The organism is Mesorhizobium sp. WSM4840, assembly GCF_055811755.1.
Genome location: NZ_JBVVQD010000009.1, coordinates 11,220 through 28,297, shown reverse-complemented (window position 1 = coordinate 28,297; position 17,078 = coordinate 11,220). Strand labels below are relative to the sequence as shown.

The 17,078-nt window shown below is 63.8% G+C and carries 17 protein-coding genes; 10 read left to right on the top strand and 7 right to left on the bottom strand.

The window, feature by feature from the left end; genetic code table 11:
- Positions 1-239 precede the first annotated feature (239 nt).
- Positions 240-1,214, bottom strand: a complete 975-nt coding sequence (locus AC0L3I_RS14230; protein ID WP_473527284.1) for an adenosine deaminase — start codon at positions 1,212-1,214, stop codon at positions 240-242.
- A 148-nt stretch (positions 1,215-1,362) separates the two neighbouring features.
- Here AC0L3I_RS14230 and ubiE point away from each other — a divergent pair, with 148 nt between their 5' ends.
- The 3 genes from ubiE (at position 1,363) to coaBC (ending at position 5,263) form a co-directional block, all read left to right on the top strand.
- Complete coding sequence (ubiE, locus tag AC0L3I_RS14225) at positions 1,363-2,139, top strand: bifunctional demethylmenaquinone methyltransferase/2-methoxy-6-polyprenyl-1,4-benzoquinol methylase UbiE (RefSeq protein ID WP_473487986.1); 777 nt, start codon at positions 1,363-1,365, stop codon at positions 2,137-2,139.
- Positions 2,140-2,152: 13 nt separating this feature from the next.
- Positions 2,153-3,727 carry a 2-polyprenylphenol 6-hydroxylase gene (ubiB, locus tag AC0L3I_RS14220; protein ID WP_473487985.1) on the top strand — a complete coding sequence of 525 codons (1,575 nt, stop codon included), beginning with the start codon at positions 2,153-2,155 and terminating at the stop codon, positions 3,725-3,727.
- Between the two features lie 66 nt (positions 3,728-3,793).
- The gene (gene coaBC / locus AC0L3I_RS14215; protein WP_473527283.1) at positions 3,794-5,263 is read left to right on the top strand and encodes a bifunctional phosphopantothenoylcysteine decarboxylase/phosphopantothenate--cysteine ligase CoaBC; all 1,470 of its coding nucleotides are present in this window, start codon (positions 3,794-3,796) and stop codon (positions 5,261-5,263) included.
- Here coaBC and AC0L3I_RS14210 read toward each other — a convergent pair.
- The 4 genes from AC0L3I_RS14210 to rpsU all read right to left on the bottom strand — a co-directional run bounded on the left by AC0L3I_RS14210 (position 5,260) and on the right by rpsU (position 8,899).
- Positions 5,260-6,696 (bottom strand): MFS transporter, encoded by a 1,437-nt coding sequence (locus AC0L3I_RS14210; protein WP_473487983.1) that lies wholly within the window; start codon positions 6,694-6,696, stop codon positions 5,260-5,262. The two genes, coaBC and AC0L3I_RS14210, sit on opposite strands and share 4 nt — an antisense overlap.
- A gap of 295 nt (positions 6,697-6,991) precedes the next feature.
- A complete protein-coding gene (locus tag AC0L3I_RS14205) occupies positions 6,992-7,465 on the bottom strand; it encodes a DUF992 domain-containing protein (protein WP_123151260.1) in 474 nt (157 codons plus the stop codon).
- Between the two features lie 165 nt (positions 7,466-7,630).
- On the bottom strand, positions 7,631-8,476 hold the full coding sequence (locus tag AC0L3I_RS14200; protein WP_473527282.1) for a tetratricopeptide repeat protein: 846 nt from the start codon (positions 8,474-8,476) through the stop codon (positions 7,631-7,633).
- A gap of 150 nt (positions 8,477-8,626) precedes the next feature.
- Complete coding sequence (gene rpsU / locus AC0L3I_RS14195) at positions 8,627-8,899, bottom strand: 30S ribosomal protein S21 (protein ID WP_023675331.1); 273 nt, start codon at positions 8,897-8,899, stop codon at positions 8,627-8,629.
- 408 nt (positions 8,900-9,307) lie between these two features.
- Between rpsU and AC0L3I_RS14190 the strand changes: the two genes are divergently transcribed.
- From AC0L3I_RS14190 to AC0L3I_RS14180, 3 genes are read left to right on the top strand one after another with little or no spacing between them, the layout of a single operon-like run.
- On the top strand, positions 9,308-9,817 hold the full coding sequence (locus tag AC0L3I_RS14190; protein WP_473488051.1) for a ferritin-like domain-containing protein: 510 nt from the start codon (positions 9,308-9,310) through the stop codon (positions 9,815-9,817).
- Complete coding sequence (locus AC0L3I_RS14185) at positions 9,804-9,956, top strand: hypothetical protein (RefSeq protein ID WP_473527281.1); 153 nt, start codon at positions 9,804-9,806, stop codon at positions 9,954-9,956. The genes AC0L3I_RS14190 and AC0L3I_RS14185 overlap by 14 nt, the downstream gene beginning before the upstream one ends.
- Before the next feature lie 45 nt (positions 9,957-10,001).
- A complete protein-coding gene (locus AC0L3I_RS14180; protein ID WP_473527280.1) occupies positions 10,002-10,247 on the top strand; it encodes a DUF6766 family protein in 246 nt (81 codons plus the stop codon).
- Between the two features lie 87 nt (positions 10,248-10,334).
- Here AC0L3I_RS14180 and AC0L3I_RS14175 read toward each other — a convergent pair whose 3' ends face one another.
- Both AC0L3I_RS14175 and AC0L3I_RS14170 read right to left on the bottom strand, forming a co-directional pair.
- Positions 10,335-10,721, bottom strand: coding sequence for an SET domain-containing protein (locus AC0L3I_RS14175; protein ID WP_473487981.1), 387 nt, complete (start codon positions 10,719-10,721; stop codon positions 10,335-10,337).
- 109 nt (positions 10,722-10,830) lie between these two features.
- A complete protein-coding gene (locus AC0L3I_RS14170; RefSeq protein WP_473527279.1) occupies positions 10,831-11,589 on the bottom strand; it encodes an SDR family oxidoreductase in 759 nt (252 codons plus the stop codon).
- A 263-nt stretch (positions 11,590-11,852) separates the two neighbouring features.
- Between AC0L3I_RS14170 and AC0L3I_RS14165 the strand changes: the two genes are divergently transcribed.
- From AC0L3I_RS14165 to AC0L3I_RS14150, 4 genes are all read left to right on the top strand, one after another.
- Positions 11,853-13,106 carry a sarcosine oxidase subunit beta gene (locus AC0L3I_RS14165; protein WP_473527278.1) on the top strand — a complete coding sequence of 418 codons (1,254 nt, stop codon included), beginning with the start codon at positions 11,853-11,855 and terminating at the stop codon, positions 13,104-13,106.
- Between the two features lie 88 nt (positions 13,107-13,194).
- Positions 13,195-13,491: a sarcosine oxidase subunit delta gene (locus AC0L3I_RS14160; RefSeq protein ID WP_095492142.1), complete on the top strand. Its 297-nt coding sequence runs from the start codon at positions 13,195-13,197 to the stop codon at positions 13,489-13,491.
- Positions 13,488-16,481 (top strand): sarcosine oxidase subunit alpha, encoded by a 2,994-nt coding sequence (locus AC0L3I_RS14155; protein ID WP_473527277.1) that lies wholly within the window; start codon positions 13,488-13,490, stop codon positions 16,479-16,481. Before AC0L3I_RS14160 ends, AC0L3I_RS14155 begins: the two co-directional genes overlap by 4 nt.
- The gene (locus AC0L3I_RS14150; RefSeq protein WP_473487977.1) at positions 16,474-17,055 is read left to right on the top strand and encodes a sarcosine oxidase subunit gamma; all 582 of its coding nucleotides are present in this window, start codon (positions 16,474-16,476) and stop codon (positions 17,053-17,055) included. The genes AC0L3I_RS14155 and AC0L3I_RS14150 overlap by 8 nt, the downstream gene beginning before the upstream one ends.
- Positions 17,056-17,078 lie beyond the last annotated feature (23 nt).

Here is a 17,078-nt window from a genome sequence, read left to right as displayed (position 1 = left end):
AGCTGCGCAGTTAGTGAATAGTGAATAGTGAATAGGTTTGCGAGTCCTTGGTTCAGCGGAAAAACTCGCGGTTGACGGTCCGGTGAATAGTGAATGGTGAATAGGTTTGCGGGTCTTTGGTTGAGCGGAAAAATTCGCGGTTGACGGACCGAAGCGCCGGGTGGACCATTCACCATTCACCATTCACCATTCACCATTCACCATTCACCATTCACCATTCACCATTCACCATTCACCATTCACCTGCCCTTGACGTCGAGGCGGCCCAGCAGCATTGCCTTAGTCTTCTTGTCGACGAAGGCGGCCTCGATGGCGGTTCTGGTGACGGCGGCGAGCGCCTTGTCGTTCATCGAAAAATGCTCTGCGGCAATGTCGTATTCGCGCTTCAGCGACGTCCAGAAATAGGGCGGATCGTCAGAGTTTAGCGTCACCTTGCAGCCTGCCGCCTGCAGTGCCGGAAAAGGGTGATCGGCGAAACTATCGAAGACCTTCAGCGCGATGTTGGAGCTGGGACAGCATTCGAGCACGACGCCTTCCTCGGTGATGCGACGAACAAGGTCGGGGTTTTCGATGGCGCGCACGCCATGGCCGATGCGGGCGGGGCGGATGTGATCGAGTGCGGCCTTGACACTCTCCCAGCCCATCAGTTCGCCGGCATGGACGGTGATGCCGAGGCCGGCCTCCCGCGCGATTTCGAAAGCCCTGACATAATCCTCCAGATCGCCCATCCGCTCGTCGCCGGCGACGCCGAAGCCGGTGACCAGCGGATGCCCGCAGCGGGCGGCGAAGCGCGCCGCCTGCTCTATCGATTCGACGCCGGCGTTGCGCACGCCAGTGACGATCATGCGGCCCTCGATGCCGGTCTTGGCCTTGGCGCGCGCCATGCCTTCGCCAAGCGCATCCGTATAGGCCTTGGCCGACAGGCCGGCGTTGCCGGCGTGGTCCGGCGAGGTGAAGATCTCGGAATAGATGGCTCCGTCGCGGGCGAGGCTTGTCAGGTAATGATCGGCCAGCCGCGCATAGTCCTCTTCCGTGCGGAACAGGTCGGAGGAGAAGTCATAGGCGGCGAGGAAGGAGGTGAAATCGTGCCAGACGAAAGAGCCGTCCTGAATGTAGGGCGAGGTGTCCTTGCCGTATTTCTGCGCCTGGCGGACGACGAGTTCGGGCGCCGCTGCCCCTTCGATATGGCAGTGCAGTTCCGCTTTCAAAGGCATGCAGTCATCCCGTCAGGTCAGTCCAGGTCGCGCACCCATAAGCATGATTCCACGACCGGGAAGCGCGGCCGAACACCGCGCCTTAAACAATAGCGTCGGCACCATCGATCGGCTATGGTCCCGCCGGTTTTATGGCGGATCAAAAATAATGTCGGTAGAGAGAACCACGGCCGTTGGCGGCATGGAAACCTCCTATGGTTTCAAGCGTGTAGGGGCAGGCGAGAAGCAGTCCCTGGTCAATGACGTTTTCCACAAGGTCGCGAACCGCTACGATCTGATGAACGACCTGATGTCGGCCGGGCTGCACCGGCTGTGGAAGGACGCCATGGTCACATGGCTCAATCCACCGAAACGACCGGGCTGGAGCGTTCTCGACGTTGCCGGCGGCACCGGCGACATCGCCTTCCGCATCGTCGAGGCGAGCGGCAGGAACGCCCATGCCACGGTTCTCGACATCAACGGCTCGATGCTCGCGGTCGGCCGCGACCGGGCCGAAAAAAAGGGCCTGACTGATAACACCGATTTCGTCGAAGCCAATGCCGAGGAGCTGCCTTTCACTGAGGCCAGTTTCGACGCCTACACGATCGCTTTCGGCATTCGCAACGTGCCGCGCATCGATGTGGCGCTTGCCGAAGCCTATCGCGTGCTGAAGCCCGGCGGGCGCTTCCTCTGCCTCGAATTTTCCGAGGTCGACATGCCTCTGCTCGACAAGGTCTATGAGGCGTGGTCGTTCAATGCCATCCCCAGGATCGGCAAGGCGGTGACCGGCGACGGCGAGCCCTATTCCTACTTGGTCGAATCGATCCGCAAATTTCCCAATCAGCAGAATTTCGCGGCGATGATTTCCCGAGCCGGCTTCGAGCGCGCTTCTTTTCGCAATTATTCCGGCGGCATAGCTGCGCTTCATTCGGGCTGGAAGCTTTGAGGCTGGCGCAGTCATGAGCAGTGTCGGCGCTGGTTTCAGGCTCGTGCGGGCCGGCTGGGTGCTGGTCCGCGAAGGCGTCGTCGCGGCGCTGCCGGGCGACGAGCTCTTCGGTCTGCCGAAACTCGGCTGGCGGATAGCGCGGCTGTTCACCCGCCGCCGCGCGCTTGCCTATGAGCGTGGCGACCGGCTGGCCAAGGCCGTCGTCCGGCTCGGCCCATCCTATGTCAAGCTCGGCCAGTTCCTGGCGACCCGGCCCGATGTCGTCGGCAACGACATAGCGCTCGATCTCGCCATGCTGCAGGACAAGATGCAGACCTTTCCGCAGGCCGATGCCATTGCGGCGATAGAAGCTTCGCTCGGGCGCAAGGTCGGCGAACTCTACACCAGTTTCGGCGAGGCCGTTGCCGCGGCTTCGATCGCTCAGGTCCATTTCGCGGAAACCCTGGAGAACGGCGTCGGTTCGCGGGTGGCGGTGAAGGTCATCCGGCCGGGCGTGCGGCGCCGCTTCTTTCGCGATCTCGAAAGCTATTTCCTCGCCGCTCGTCTCCAGGAAAAATACATCCCGTCGTCGCGCCGGCTGCGGCCGGTCGAAGTGACCGAGACGCTGGCGCAGACCACCAAGATCGAAATGGACCTGAGGCTCGAGGCGGCAGCGCTTTCGGAGCTCGGCGAGAACACCAAGGACGATCCCGGCTTTCGCGTGCCGACCGTCGATTGGGAACGCACCGGCCGCGACGTGCTGACCATGGAATGGGTCGACGGCATCAAGCTGAACGACATTGCCAGCCTCGCTGCCGCCGGCCACGATCTGAAGGCGATCGCCGCCAATCTGGTCCAGTCGTTCCTGCGCCATACGCTGCGTGACGGTTTTTTCCACGCCGACATGCATCCGGGAAACCTCTTCGTCGAGCCTAATGGCACCATCGTCGCTGTCGATCTCGGCATTGCCGGCCGGCTCGGCAAGAAGGAGCGCCGTTTTCTCGCCGAAATCCTCTACGGCTTCATCACCCGTGACTATCTGCGCGTCGCCGAAGTGCATTTCGAGGCCGGCTACGTGCCGCGCCGGCATAATGTCGCGGCATTCGCCCAGGCGATCCGCGCCATAGGCGAGCCGATCCACGGTCAGCCGGCCGAAACCATCTCGATGGCCAAGCTCTTGGCGCTCCTGTTCGAGGTGACCGACCTCTTCGATATGGCGACGCGGTCCGAACTGGTGCTGCTGCAGAAGACCATGGTGGTGGTCGAGGGCGTTGCCCGCACCCTCGACCCGGCCTTCAACATGTGGAAGACGTCCGAACCGGTGGTCGGCGGCTGGATATCAGGCAATCTCGGCCCGCGTGCTCTGCTGGCCGACGCACGCGACGGCGCCAACGCGCTGCTGGCGCTGGCCCGCCAGGCGCCGGACCTCGCCGCCCGCACCGAGCGGCTGTCGCGCGAGATCGATCTGATGGCCGAACACGGGCTGCGCTTCGACGAAAGGACGGCGCATGCGATCGGCAAGGCCGAGGCGCGCTATAGCAGATCCGGCCGGCTGGCGCTGTGGGTGATCGCGCTGACGCTGGTCTACATCGCGTGGCGGATTTTCTAGCCGGCTTGCCCTGAATTGATTGCATTGCTATCATTGCATTCAACATATCAGCAAAAATGCAATCATATGGCCAGCATCACCATTCGCAACCTTGATGACGAGGTCAAGGACCTGCTGCGCCGGCTGGCGGCAGAGAATGACCGCTCGATGGAAGAACAAGCGCGGGTTATGATCCGGGCGGCGGTCGAAGGGCAGCTCGGTCCGGTCGGCCGCATCGACCAGATCGAGAAAACCCTGCGCGAATTGACAGGCTCGCACGGTCCGGCAACGCCAGTTGCCGCCGTGTCCAGCCAGATCCCGCGAGGCACCCTCTCCGGCAAGCGAATCCTGCTGATCATCGGCGGCGGCATCGCCGCCTACAAGGCGCTCGACCTGATCCGCCGGCTGCGTGAGCGCGATGCCGCCGTGCGCGTGGTGATGACCGCTGCGGCGCAGGAATTCGTCACCACGCTGTCGGTTGGAGCGCTGTCGGCCGACCACGTCTTCACCGATTTGTTCGACCGCAATGACGAGCACGATGTCGGCCACATCCGCCTGTCGCGCGAGGCCGACCTTGTCGTCGTGGCGCCGGCCACCGCCGACCTGATGGCGAAGCTTGCCAACGGCCATGCCAACGACCTCGCCTCGACCGTGCTTATCGCCACCGACAAGCCGGTTTTGATGGCGCCCGCCATGAACCCGAAAATGTGGTCGCATCCGGCGACCCGGCGCAACCGCGCGACGTTGCAGAAGGATGGCGTCGCATTCGTCGGCCCGGCAAAGGGTGAGATGGCCGAGAGCAATGAGGCGGGCGAAGGCCGTATGACCGAGCCGCTGGAAATCGTTGCCGCGATCGGGGCGCTGCTCGATATCAGTCCGAAGCCGCTGGCAGGCAGGAAGATCATCGTCACCTCTGGGCCGACGCATGAGCCGATCGACCCGGTGCGCTACATCGCCAACCGTTCTTCCGGCAAGCAGGGCCATGCCATCGCGGCGGCGCTGGCAAGGCTGGGCGCCGATGTGCGCCTCGTCTCCGGTCCGGTTGGCATTGCCGATCCCGCTGGTGTCACCACGCAGCATGTCGAAACCGCGAACGAGATGAAGGACGCGGTCGAACAGCTTTTGCCGGCGGACGCGGCCGTATTCGTCGCTGCGGTTGCCGACTGGCGCAGCGAGACTTCGGCCGGCGAGAAGATCAAGAAGGTGGCGGGCGAGGGGCCGCCGGCGCTGCAGATGGTCGAAAACCCTGACATTCTTGCCGGTGTCGGTCATCACAGGAAGCGGCCCAGCCTGGTCGTCGGCTTCGCCGCCGAGACGCAGGATCTCGTCAGGAACGCCGAGGCCAAGCTCAGGAAAAAGGGCGCCGACTTCATCGTCGCCAACGATGTGTCGCATGACAGCGGCATGGGGTCTTCGGGCGTGATGGGCGGCGACCGCAACAAGGTGCGGCTCGTCTCGAAGGCCGGTGTCGACGAATGGCCTGAGATGAGCAAGGACGAGGTGGCGACGCGGCTCGCCGCCTTGATCGCCGAACGGCTGAAGACGATTACTGTCTAGCCCGTCGCTTCCTGTGGCCGGGCTGCCGGCCCCGAGATCCTCAGCGCTGCAAGGCATCCTAGAATCCCGAGTGGCACGAAGGCGAGGAACAGCCAGGTGGCGACATTTGCCGCCGCCGCACGGTTCAGGCCTTCGGAAAAACCGCTGGCGTTGGCGACGATGCCGGTCAACGCGGCACCGACCGCATAGCCGATGCGCTGCATCGTCGGCACGGCGGCGGAGGCGATCGTGTGTTCGCCGTCCCTAGCCGATGCCACGATCACGCGTGTAACGAAGGGCCAGGCAATGCCGAAGCCGCCGCCTTGCAGCAAAGCGCAAAACAGGATCAGCGGAATCGAACCTGCCGGCACGGCGTAGGCGAAACCGGCGATGCCGGCCGCGATCATCAGTGCGCCGCCGGTGATGATCAGCCTCTCGCGTTCCGGCGGCGCATTGGCGACGAGGATCGACAGGATCGACCAGGCGATCGATTCGGCGGCGATGATATAGCCGGTGGTCAGGATCGGAATGCCGTGCAGGCTGGTCAGAAGCAGCGGCCCGTAGACGGCGAAGGAACAGGTCGCCACCGAAAAGGCGGCGACCATGGTCATGCCTGCGCCGACCGGCGAGCGCCAGGAGAACAGCCGCGACGGAAACAGCCGCGAGCCCGGCTTCAGCGCGTCGATGCGGATGAACAGTGCAAGCCCGATCAGGCCGAGCGTAAGCAGCAGGGACGAGCGCAGCAGGGCAATGTCGACACCGGCCGTGGCGATCAGCACGACGCTGACGGCCAGGCAGCCGAGCGCGGCAAAGGGGAACGGCGGCGCCGTTCCAGTGATCGCCTGCGGCCTGGTTGCCTCAGGCGTGTCGAGCACGATGAAGCTCGCCAGCGCCATGGCCGTGCCGCCGATCGTGAAGATACCGAAAGCCCAACGCCAGGAGAGCAACTCGGTCATCAATGCACCGAGCACCGGCCCGCTGAAGGCGGCGACGCCCCAGATCGCCGACATGACACCGAAAAGCTGCGGCCAGATGGCGCGTGGAAACAGCCGTTCGACCGAGACGAAGGCCAGCGACACCAGCGCGCCGCCGCCAAGCCCCTCGATCAGGCGGCCGGTCAGGAACAGCGGCATGGAGGGCGCGATGGCGCAGACCAGGGCACCGGCGGCATAGAGCAGGGCGGCGACCACCATGTTGGTGCGCAGCGCGACATAGCTCACCAGCCGTCCGGCGGCGGCGCCGGCGACGATGGCGCCGAGCTCGTAGATCGCCAGCGACCAGCCGACCAGCTGAACGCCGGCGAGTTCGCCGACCATGGCCGGCATCACCGTTGCCACCATGGTTTCGTTGGTGGCGTGCAGCAGGATGCCGAGGCTGATGAAGCAAAAGCGCGCCAGATCGCCGCTCGCCCACAGCGCGCGCCAATCGACCCTGTTTGTGCTGGTTTCGGTCACCCCGCCCTCCGAACTTTCTTATACGCCGATTCAAAATGGTGGAGCGCTCTTCGTCTCCAACGGGCACGCGGCGCTTCGAGGACGGGTTGTAGAACCTCAACCGCAGTTGAGCTCAAGCGGTTTTTGCGGGTGCGCTGAGATGCTGATGAACGCGAGAAGTCAGGGTGATCGAAGGTTGATGCCGGCGGCGATCATGGCGTCAGCGATGATCATCGTTGGCATGGCGGTATTCCAAAAATCATGCGGCGCGGAACAGTCCAATCCTGTTCCGCGCCGCAGAGCCACGCTATGGCGCTTATTTGAAAGAGTGGATCAGCTCCAGTGAGGTGACGGCGACGGCCAGGTTGACGCCGGTCTGCGCCTGCACGTTGAGAGGCTGCAGCGAGAAGGCGCTGTTCAGTCCGCCGACCAGAAGGTTGGCGCCGCCACCGGTCACCAGGCTGGCCTCGGCGTTGACGCCATAATAGCTGCCGGCAAGATCGCCGGAATTACGATCGCGGGTGGCCGCCAGAACTGCCCATATCAATTCGCCCTGGTACGTCCTGCCGACGTCGACGCCGAGCTTGGAAATGACCCCGGTATAGGCTTCGGGGGGACCGCCATGATGAGGGCGAAAGGTGCAGGCCACGCCTTTGTTGGATGTGACGATGTAGCCGGTGCCGCCGTCGATGGTGCAGTCGAGCACGCCAAGCTCCAGCCTGCCCGCGCTGGCAGGGGCAGCAAGCACCGTGGCGGCGAGGGCGGCGGCACAGGCGAGTTTCTTGATCATGGGAGGGGTCCTTTTCGCGAATTGCCTTGAACAACGGCTGAACACCCCGAGCGTTCCGCCGAAAACTTGGCGCGATCAAGGCGAGCGTCAATGCACAGTCATTGAAGGTTTCGAAGGCATGCCAAACGGCAGGCCTGCCATATCAGGCCGAAACGCCGCCGTCGGTCAGCCGGTGCTGGTGCGCGCCAGGCCGTCCCTGGCCGGCTGGTAGGTGGGGTTGAGGCGCACTGCCTCGCGGTAGGATTTTGCCGCCTTGGCCTTGTCGCCGCGCCGCTCGTAGATCAGCGCCTGGTTGGACCAGGCCTCGGCATTCTTGCCGTCGAGCTTGATCGCCATGTTGATGTCGGCGAAGGCATTGTCCTCATCGTTCATGGCGAGGTAGGAGAGGCCGCGGCCATTGTAGGGTTCGGCGGCGTCCGGCGCCAGCGAGATGGCGGTCGAGAAATCCTCGATGGCGAAAGCGTGCTGGCCCTGGCTCTGATAGATCAGGCCGCGATTGTGATAGGCGCGCGCATCTGTGGTGTCGAGCTGGATCGCTTTCTGGAAATCGTTGAACGCTTCCTGGATGCGGCCGGCTTTTCGGTAGAGATTGCCGCGGCCAATATAGGCGGCGTCATAGTCGGGATTGATCTGGATCGAGCGGTTGTAGTCGGCAAGCGCGGCCGCCTGGTCGCCGAGGAAGCGCTGGATGAGAGCGCGGTTCGAATAGGCCTGGTAGAAATTCGGATTGAGCTGGATGGCGGTATTGAAGTCCTTGAGCGCCGCCTGATACTGGCCGCCGCGGCCATAGGCCGAGCCGCGCACATTGTAGCCTTCCGGATCCTGGGGGCTGCGCTGGATAACGGCCGACAGCGAGGAGATGTTTTCGGCCGACCCTTGTGCCTTGTCGATGTTGGTGAATTCGCCGGTCGGGGCTGTCTGGCAGCCGGCGAGCGCTAAGCCGGAAAGCAGGGCTGCCGTCAGGGCGAAGCCGCGTATTGCGGTTCTGCGCTCCACGCTTGTTGCATTCATGTCTGCTCTGTCCTCACTGCCCGCCGCGCCGTCAGGTCTGTTCCCTCTCCGAACCGGCCCTCTCCGAACTGGTCGAATTCAACAAAAAGGTGGCGGCGATTACGCATCGCGCCACCCTGGGTATCCTTCGAAAAGGACGAAAAATTGGCGTCAGAACCGCGGCGGACGCGGAGCACCGGCACCAGCAGCACCAGCCGCCACCGGGCGCGGCGTCATCGGCAGCAGGCCTTCGCGCTGGGCGCGCTTGCGGGCCAGCTTACGGGCGCGGCGAACGGCTTCCGCCTTTTCGCGGGCGCGCTTCTCGGAAGGCTTCTCATAATGTCCGCGCATCTTCATTTCGCGGAAGATGCCTTCGCGCTGCATCTTTTTCTTGAGCGCGCGAAGCGCCTGATCAACATTGTTGTCGCGGACGAGTACCTGCACGGGCAATCCTGTCTTTCGGGTTTGTTAACAACAGGCAAGTGGCCATAGTCGCTTGCCTCCGCGGCGGTCTACACCACGAATTGTGGCGGCTGATAGCAGAATCATGCCGCTCTGTCCACTGCCGAAACGAAAAACCCGCCTCGGCGGCGGGTCGTCGGCGCAAATCAGCATGATGCGGAAATCAATAGCATAACTGCCGTCACAAAGCAAGGAATTACGACCTCTGGTAGTAGATTTGCCTTCTCGGGGCGGGCTCTCCGCACCGATGAGCGATCGTTGGCGTTTTCTTCGCCACCGATAAATTCTGGCTGCCCCAATCCGGCAGAACGCTCCGCCCGGCTCTATCAACGAAGGAACCAACCTCGTTCCCCAATGGTTGTTGCGGCGAAACAAGCACAGGGGAAGCCCATGTCAGGCACGCGTGAATGGCTTGTCCAATGGCTCAAGGACGCGCATGCGATGGAGGAGCAGGCCGAAACCATGCTGAACGGACTGCTGAGCCGGCTGGAGAGTTATCCCGAGCTCAGTAAGCGCATTAGCCTGCACCTCGATGAGACGAAGGGACACGCCGCGCGCCTCGGAACCTGCCTCGAAAGATTGGGCGAAGATACATCCGCGCTGAAGGACGCCGGCGGCAAGCTGCTGGCGATGGCGCAGTCCCTAAGCGGCGTCTTCGCCGGCGACGAGGTGATGAAAGGCTCACTCGCGAGCTACACCTTCGAGCATATGGAGATCGCCTCCTACACGATCCTAATCGCAACCGCCGAATCCCTCGGCGAAACAGAGATCGCCCGGGCCTGCGAACAAAATCTGCGTGAGGAGCAGGCGATGGCCGAGTGGCTGAAAAACAAGCTGCCCGCGACTACGCAGCAGTTCCTGGCTCGCTCGGCGTCGGACAGCGACAATGCCAAGCGGTAACGACAGCAGGCCGGCGGGCAATGTGAAACGATCTTCGGTGTGGCGCGCCTACAGCTACGCCTGGATCACCCTCGGCTTCTTCATCATTTCGCTTTTCGGCCACTGGGTTTTCGGCTGGTTCGCCTATCTCGACGAGTAGCGAGCGCTTGGCCAACCGCCCGAGTTCGGCGGCTATCTGATCGAGATGAGCCGCGACACGCTCGAGAACTGGCAGTCGGAATTCCTGCAGCTGCTCTGGCAGGTCGGTGGCCTGGCGTTCCTGCTCTTCGTCGGATCGCCGCAATCGAAGGAGAGTACCGACCGTATGGAGGCCAAGATCGACGCGCTTCTCAGGCTTGTCGATCCAGAGAAGGGCAAGGAGGCGATTCGGGAGCTGGACCTGCAGTACGACGGCCGCCACACCGACGAGCCGCATTCTCACCGGAACTAGGGCTGGAAACGTGGCCTGGAGCCGATCGTCGACCCGGGCCGTTTTATGGTCAGCATTCGCAACAGAGCAAGCGGACAGGCGCTTCCTCTATGCCGTGGCCAAATGAAGCCGCTCGAAATCCTCGAAGAACTCGCCATAGTCGCAGGTTATCTCCTCGCCCGCCGCTATGTCGCGGATCGCGGTTGCCCCGCCATGCCGAGAAAAATCCGTGTTCGGCCTTTCGGAATGGTTCATGAAGCGGCCGTTGTCGACTTCATAGACCATGAATCCGGGCCGGTCCGGGCTTGGATAGGCATATCTGTCGAGTAATTCCCTGAGGTGCGGCGGCGCCGTCTTATATTTTTCCGTCGGGATCAGCCGGTCGAAATCCGGATCGAGCCGCCAGATCGACGCTCCCTTCCTGATCGGCTCGGCGGCGAACACGCCGACGCCCTCGATTGCGCTCGCGGCGATGTAGGTCCTGATCAGCAGCATGTTTTAGGCCCGTCTTCGAACAGAAGTGTCCGAAGAAATCGCCAAATCGCGCTGGAAAGCAAGACCGCTTTTGCGAGATTGCGACTCGCTCGTCCACGCGGGAAACGCCTCACGTCCGGCTGATCGAGACACCGCCATCGGCAAACAGCGCCGCGCCGGTGGTGAAGCTCGATGCATCCGAAGCCAGGTAGAGCGCCGAGCGGGCGACCTCTTCAGGCTCGGCAACGCGCTTCAAGGCATGCAGGTTTTCGACGAAGGCTCGCGATTCGGGTGTCTTGAACGTTGCCGAAGGCGTGTCGGTGCCGCCCGGCAGCAGTGCGTTGACCCGCACGCCTTTCGCGCCATACTCGGCGGCAAGCACCTGCGTCAATCCGATCAGCCCGGCCTTGCTTGCGGCATAGCTGGTCATGCCGGGCATGCCGACGGTATGGCCGACGAAGGTAGAGGTGAAGATCAGCGATCCGCCGCCGCGATCGACCATCGCCGGTACCTGGTATTTCGCGCCGAGAAAGGCGCTGGTCAGGTTGGTGTCGAGCGTCTCTCGCCATCCCTCCAGCGACAACTCCGAAATCGGACCCATCTTGCCGACCGAGCCGGCGTTGTTGAAGGCGATATCCAGCCCGCCGAATTTCTCGACCGCCAGCTCGACAAGGGCTTTGGCATAGGCCTCATCGCGAACGTCGCCGGCAAGCGCAATGGCGGTGCCGTCGGCCTCCTCGATTTCTGCGACGAGCGCGTCCAGCTCTGCCTGGCGACGGGCCGCGACGACCACCTTGGCGCCTTCCTCCGCAAACACCTTGGCCGTGGCGCGGCCGATGCCGGAACTGGCGCCGGTGATGATGGCAACTTTGTTGGCGAGTGCGAGCATTTTTGCATCCTTTTCTTTCGCGCCAGCTTTGCCGGCAATCGGATGCTTGGTCGCAGATCGAGGCAAAGCGAGCCACCCGATACCTGCGAAGGCGTCCGGAGGCGTCGTTCGGTTCGTTGCTTCGACAGGTCTTTTTGGCCGTGGCGCAAAACGGCAAGCGCCGTCGCAAACAGCGCAAGGGTGGCAGCGCGGTTTCGCTAGTGATACACCTCGCGCGCCGGGGCTCGATTGGATGCCGGGCCGCTATCTGCGAGGCTGGAACGTTGAAGAAATATTCGGTATTCGCCATCGCCCGCGAGGCCATGCGCGGCCACAAGGGCTGGGAGGAACAGTGGTCCTCGCCGGAGCCGAAGAAGGAGTACGACGTCATCATCGTCGGCGCCGGCGGCCATGGCCTGGCCACCGCCTACTACCTGGCAACGGTGCACGGCATCACCAATGTCGCGGTGCTGGAAAAGGGTTGGCTCGGTGGCGGTAACACCGGCCGCAACACCACCATCATCCGCTCCAACTATCTCTATGACGAGAGCGCCGGCATCTACGACCATGCGCTGAAGCTGTGGGACGGGCTCAGCCAGGAGCTCAACTACAATGTCATGTATTCGCCGCGCGGCGTCATGATGCTGGCCCACAATGTGCACGACATCCAAGTGCTGAAGCGCCACGTCCATGCCAACCGTCTGAACGGCATCGACAATGAATGGCTGACGCCGGAAGCCGCCAAGGAATTCTGCCCGCCGCTCAACATTTCGCGCGATGCCCGCTATCCGGTGATGGGCGCGACCCTGCAGCGTCGCGGCGGCACGGCGCGTCACGATGCCGTCGCCTGGGGCTATGCGCGCGGCGCTTCGGCGCGCGGCGTCCACATCATCCAGAATTGCGAGGTCACCGGCGTCAAGCGGGCGCCGAACGGTGCGGTCATCGGCGTCGAGACGGCGCGCGGCTTCATCGGCGCCAAGAAGGTCGGCGTCGTTGCCGCCGGGCATTCGTCCGTCATCATGAACATGGCCGGCGTGCGCATGCCGCTGGAAAGCTATCCGCTGCAGGCGCTGGTGTCGGAGCCGGTCAAGCCGGTCTTCCCCTGCGTGGTGATGTCGAACACGGTGCACGCCTATATCTCGCAGTCCGACAAGGGCGAACTGGTCATCGGCGCCGGCACCGACCAGTATATCTCCTATTCGCAAACCGGCGGCCTGCCTATCCTGCAGCACACGCTCGACGCCATCTGCGAGATGTTCCCGATGTTCACCCGCATGAAAATGCTGCGGTCGTGGGGCGGCATCGTCGACGTGACGCCCGACCGCTCGCCGATCTTGGCCAAGACGCCGGTGCCCGGCCTCTATGTCAATTGCGGCTGGGGCACGGGCGGCTTCAAGGCGACGCCCGGCTCGGGCCATGTCTTTGCCCACACCATCGCCAGGGACGATCCCCACCCGATCAACGCGCCCTTCACCATCGAGCGCTTCCGCACCGGCCGGCTGATCGACGAGGCGGCAGCGGCAGCGGTGGCACACTGATGATGGCTCCCTTCGGGATGTTGGGTCAGGGGCTTTGCGATCAACCGGCCGGCGCCCGTGTCGGCCATGGCGAATTGTAGGAACAACCATGCTTCTCATCCGCTGCCCCTATTGCGAGGAAGAGCGTCCGGAACTCGAATTCCGCAACGCCGGCGAGGCGCATATTGCACGTTCGGCAGATATGGCCGCGACAAGCGATGACGACTTCGAAAAGTTCTTCTTCATCCGCTCGAATCCCAAAGGCATCATTTATGAGCGCTGGCGGCACATGCATGGCTGCGCGCGGTTCTTCAATGCCGTGCGCGACACCGTCAGCGACAGGTTCCTGATGACCTACAAGGCCGGCGAACCCAAGCCGGCGAAGCTGCCGGGAGCCGCCAAATGATCGCAGCGTTCCGCATTCCCGGCGCCGGGCGCCTCAAGCAGGCAGAGACGACCCGCTTCAGCTTCGACGGCCAGTCCTATGCCGGTGTCGAGGGCGATACGCTGGCCTCGGCGCTGCTTGCCAACGGCGTGCATCTGGTCGGCCGTTCGTTCAAATACCACCGCCCGCGCGGCTTCCTGTCCGCTGGGGCGGAAGAGCCCAATGCGCTGGTCGAGATCAAGCGCGACTCCGCCAGGAAGACACCAAATGTCCGCGCCACGGTGCAGGAGCTCTATGACGGGCTGACTGCACAGTCGCAGAACCGCTGGCCGTCGCTTTCCTTCGACGTCAGTGCGGTCGGCGACATCGCCTCGCCGCTGCTTTCGGCCGGCTTCTACTACAAGACCTTCATGTGGCCGAAGTCCGCCTGGAAAAACCTCTACGAGCCCAAGATCCGTGCCGCCGCCGGCCTCGGCGTCGCCCCCGACCAGCCGGATCCCGACCATTATTCGGCGCGCTACGCCCATTGCGACGTGCTGGTGCTGGGCGGTGGTGCTGCCGGCATCGCCGCCGCACTTGCCGCGGCCGAAACCGGCGTGCGCGTGATCCTTGCCGACGAGCAGGCGGATTTCGGCGGCAGCCTTCGTTTCGAGAGCGGCGCCAAGGTCGACGGCCAGGACGGTTTTGCCTGGGCGCAGGCGGCAGTCGCGCAGCTCAAGGCCATGAACAATGTCCGCGTGCTGTCCCGCACCACGGCCTTCGGCTATTATGCGCAGAATTTCGTCGGCCTGGTCGAGCGCGTCAGCGATCATCTGCAGAACCCCGGCCGCGACCTGCCGCGCGAGCGGCTGTGGCAGGTTCGCGCCAAACGCGTGGTGCTGGCGACCGGCGCCATCGAGCGGCACATGGTGTTTGCCGACAACGACCGGCCCGGCATCATGCTGGCGTCAGCGGCGCGCACCTATCTCAACCATTACGGCGTCGCGGTCGGCAGGAATGTCGGCGTCTATACGGCCAATGATTCCGCCTATGCGGCGGCGATCGACCTCAAGAAAGCCGGCGTCGGCGTGGCGGCGATAGTCGACCTGCGCGACAACCCGACCGGGTCGGTGATCGACGAGGCGAGGGCGCTCGGCATCGAGGTCAATTTCGGCCGCGCGGTGATCCGCGCCGGCGGCAAATTGCGAGTCTCATCGATGACCGTGCAGCCGAAGAATGGCGGCGGCGAGCGCACCATCCCGGTCGACGCCATCCTGATGTCGGCCGGCTGGACACCGTCGGTGCATCTGTTCTCGCAGTCGCGCGGCAAGGTTGCCTTCAACGACGAGACCAAGCGCTTCGTGCCCGGCACCTACGCGCAGGACTGTGTCTCCGTCGGCGCCTGCAACGGCACGGACGGGCTGTCGGCGACGATCGAAGAGGCCTATGCGGCGGGCGCCAAGGCGGCAAAAGATGCCAGCGCCAACACCGTCAAGGGAACCAAGCCGAAGGTCGACGCCAGCGAGAGCTGGTCGCGCGGCATGCTGGGTGCGGCGCCCGGCGCCGGGCCGGATACGACAGTCAAGGCCTTCGTCGATTTCCAGAACGACGTCACCGCCAAGGACATCCGCCAGGCGGTGCATGAAGGCATGCGCTCGATTGAGCACGTCAAGCGCTTCACCACCAACGGCATGGCGACCGACCAGGGCAAGACCTCGAACATGCACGGCCTGGCTATCGCCGCCGAGACGCTGGACAAGCCGATCCCGCAGGTCGGTCTGACGACGTTCCGGGCGCCCTACACGCCGGTGACCTTCGGCGCGATCATCGGGCACGCGCGGGGTCCGCTCTTCGACCCGACCCGCAAGACGGCGATCCATCCCTGGGCCGAGGCTCAAGGTGCGATGTTCGAGGATGTCGGCCAATGGAAGCGCGCCTGGTATTTTCCGAAGGCGGGCGAGGACATGCACACCGCCGTCGATCGTGAGTGTGTCACGGTGCGCAAGACAGCCGGCCTGTTCGACGCCTCGACGCTGGGCAAGATCGAGGTGGTCGGGCCGGATGCGGCCAAATTCATGGAACTGCTCTACACCAATCCGTGGGAGAAGCTGGAGCCCGGCCGCTGCCGCTATGGCATCATGCTGCGCGAGGACGGTTTCATCTATGACGACGGCGTGGTGGGAAGACTTGCAGTCGACCGTTTCCATGTGACGACGACGACGGGCGGTGCGCCGCGTGTCATGAACCATATGGAGGATTACCTCCAGACCGAGTTCCCGCATCTCAATGTCTGGCTGACCTCGATCACCGAGCAATGGGCGGTGATCGCCGTGCAGGGACCGAAGTCCCGGGAGATCATCGCGCCGCTGATCGAGGGCATCGACATGTCGGACGGGGCGCTGCCGCATATGTCGGTGCGCGAGGGCAGGATTTGCGGCGTGCCGACAAGGCTGTTCCGCATGTCGTTCACCGGCGAGCGCGGCTTCGAGGTCAACGTGCCGGCCGACTACGGCCAGGCCGTCTGGGAAGCGTTGTGGGCCGAGGGCCAGAAGCATGGCGCCGGCGCCTACGGCACCGAGGCGATGCACGTGCTGCGTGCGGAAAAGGGCTACATCATCGTCGGCCAGGACACCGACGGCACGGTGACGCCAAACGACGCCGGGCTCGACTGGGCCGTCGGCAAGAAGAAGGCCGATTTCGTCGGCATTCGCGGCATGGCGCGGCCGGATCTTGTCGCCAAGGGCCGCAAGCAGTTGGTCGGCCTGAAGACCAAAGACCCTAAGGTGGTGCTGGAAGAAGGCGCGCAGATCGTCGGCGATCCGAAGCAGGCGATCCCGATGACCATGATCGGCCATGTCACCTCGAGCTACTGGTCGGAAAATTGCGGTCGCTCGATCGCGCTGGCCCTGGTTGCCGGCGGCCGCGACCGGATGGGTGAGACGCTTTACGTGCCGATGCCCAACGGGACGATCGAGGTGGAGGTCACCGGCATGGTGTTCTTCGACGAGAAGGGGGAGCGCCTCAATGGCTAAGGTTGCCGCGAAGAAATCTGCAGCCGCTGCGCCGTCGGTCGAACGCCGGCCGGTCCTCGCGGGCCAGGAGCTTTCCGTAACCGGCGTTACGCTTGCAGTGTTGCAGCCGGCGGAGCGTATTTCGCTGCGCGCGCCGGACGCCTCGGTCGCGGCGCTTTCGAAGGCGCTCGGCGTGACCCTGCCGCGAAAGCCCAAAACTTCGGCGGCGAAGGCCGGGCGCACGGCGTTGTGGCTTGGGCCAGACGAATGGCTGGTTATCGACGAGGTGGGAAGAGACCCGCTCGCCGACTGCGCCGAGGTAACAGTGCTACATTCTGCGGTCGGCATCTCGCATCGCAACGTCGCCATATCGGTCACCGGCCCGGCAGCGGCGGCGACGATCAATTCAGGCTGCCCGCAGGATCTGTCGCTCGACGCCTTTCCGGTCGGCGCGGCGTCGCGCACCATTCTGGGCAAGGTCGAAATCGTGCTGCTGCGCACCGCGACCGACGCGTTCCGCGTTGAATGCTGGCGTTCCTTTTCCGATTATGTCTTTACTTTCCTGTCGGAGGCGGCAGGCGACGCAGCGGCTTAGGAATACTCGCTGCGCTCGGCTGT

Excerpts from the sequence above, each read along its gene's own strand:
- AC0L3I_RS14150 (WP_473487977.1), top strand. The coding sequence starts at position 16,474 with ATGGCTAAGGTTGCCGCGAAGAAATCTGCAGCCGCTGCGCCGTCGGTC.
- AC0L3I_RS14185 (WP_473527281.1), top strand. The coding sequence starts at position 9,804 with ATGCCAAGCGGTAACGACAGCAGGCCGGCGGGCAATGTGAAACGATCT.
- coaBC (WP_473527283.1), top strand. The coding sequence starts at position 3,794 with ATGGCCAGCATCACCATTCGCAACCTTGATGACGAGGTCAAGGACCTG.
- AC0L3I_RS14155 (WP_473527277.1), top strand. The coding sequence starts at position 13,488 with ATGATCGCAGCGTTCCGCATTCCCGGCGCCGGGCGCCTCAAGCAGGCA.
- AC0L3I_RS14230 (WP_473527284.1), bottom strand. The coding sequence starts at position 1,214 with ATGCCTTTGAAAGCGGAACTGCACTGCCATATCGAAGGGGCAGCGGCG.
- ubiB (WP_473487985.1), top strand. The coding sequence starts at position 2,153 with ATGAGCAGTGTCGGCGCTGGTTTCAGGCTCGTGCGGGCCGGCTGGGTG.
- AC0L3I_RS14160 (WP_095492142.1), top strand. The coding sequence starts at position 13,195 with ATGCTTCTCATCCGCTGCCCCTATTGCGAGGAAGAGCGTCCGGAACTC.
- AC0L3I_RS14180 (WP_473527280.1), top strand. The coding sequence starts at position 10,002 with ATGAGCCGCGACACGCTCGAGAACTGGCAGTCGGAATTCCTGCAGCTG.
- AC0L3I_RS14205 (WP_123151260.1), bottom strand. The coding sequence starts at position 7,465 with ATGATCAAGAAACTCGCCTGTGCCGCCGCCCTCGCCGCCACGGTGCTT.
- ubiE (WP_473487986.1), top strand. The coding sequence starts at position 1,363 with ATGTCGGTAGAGAGAACCACGGCCGTTGGCGGCATGGAAACCTCCTAT.
- AC0L3I_RS14170 (WP_473527279.1), bottom strand. The coding sequence starts at position 11,589 with ATGCTCGCACTCGCCAACAAAGTTGCCATCATCACCGGCGCCAGTTCC.
- AC0L3I_RS14190 (WP_473488051.1), top strand. The coding sequence starts at position 9,308 with ATGTCAGGCACGCGTGAATGGCTTGTCCAATGGCTCAAGGACGCGCAT.
- AC0L3I_RS14175 (WP_473487981.1), bottom strand. The coding sequence starts at position 10,721 with ATGCTGCTGATCAGGACCTACATCGCCGCGAGCGCAATCGAGGGCGTC.
- AC0L3I_RS14200 (WP_473527282.1), bottom strand. The coding sequence starts at position 8,476 with ATGAATGCAACAAGCGTGGAGCGCAGAACCGCAATACGCGGCTTCGCC.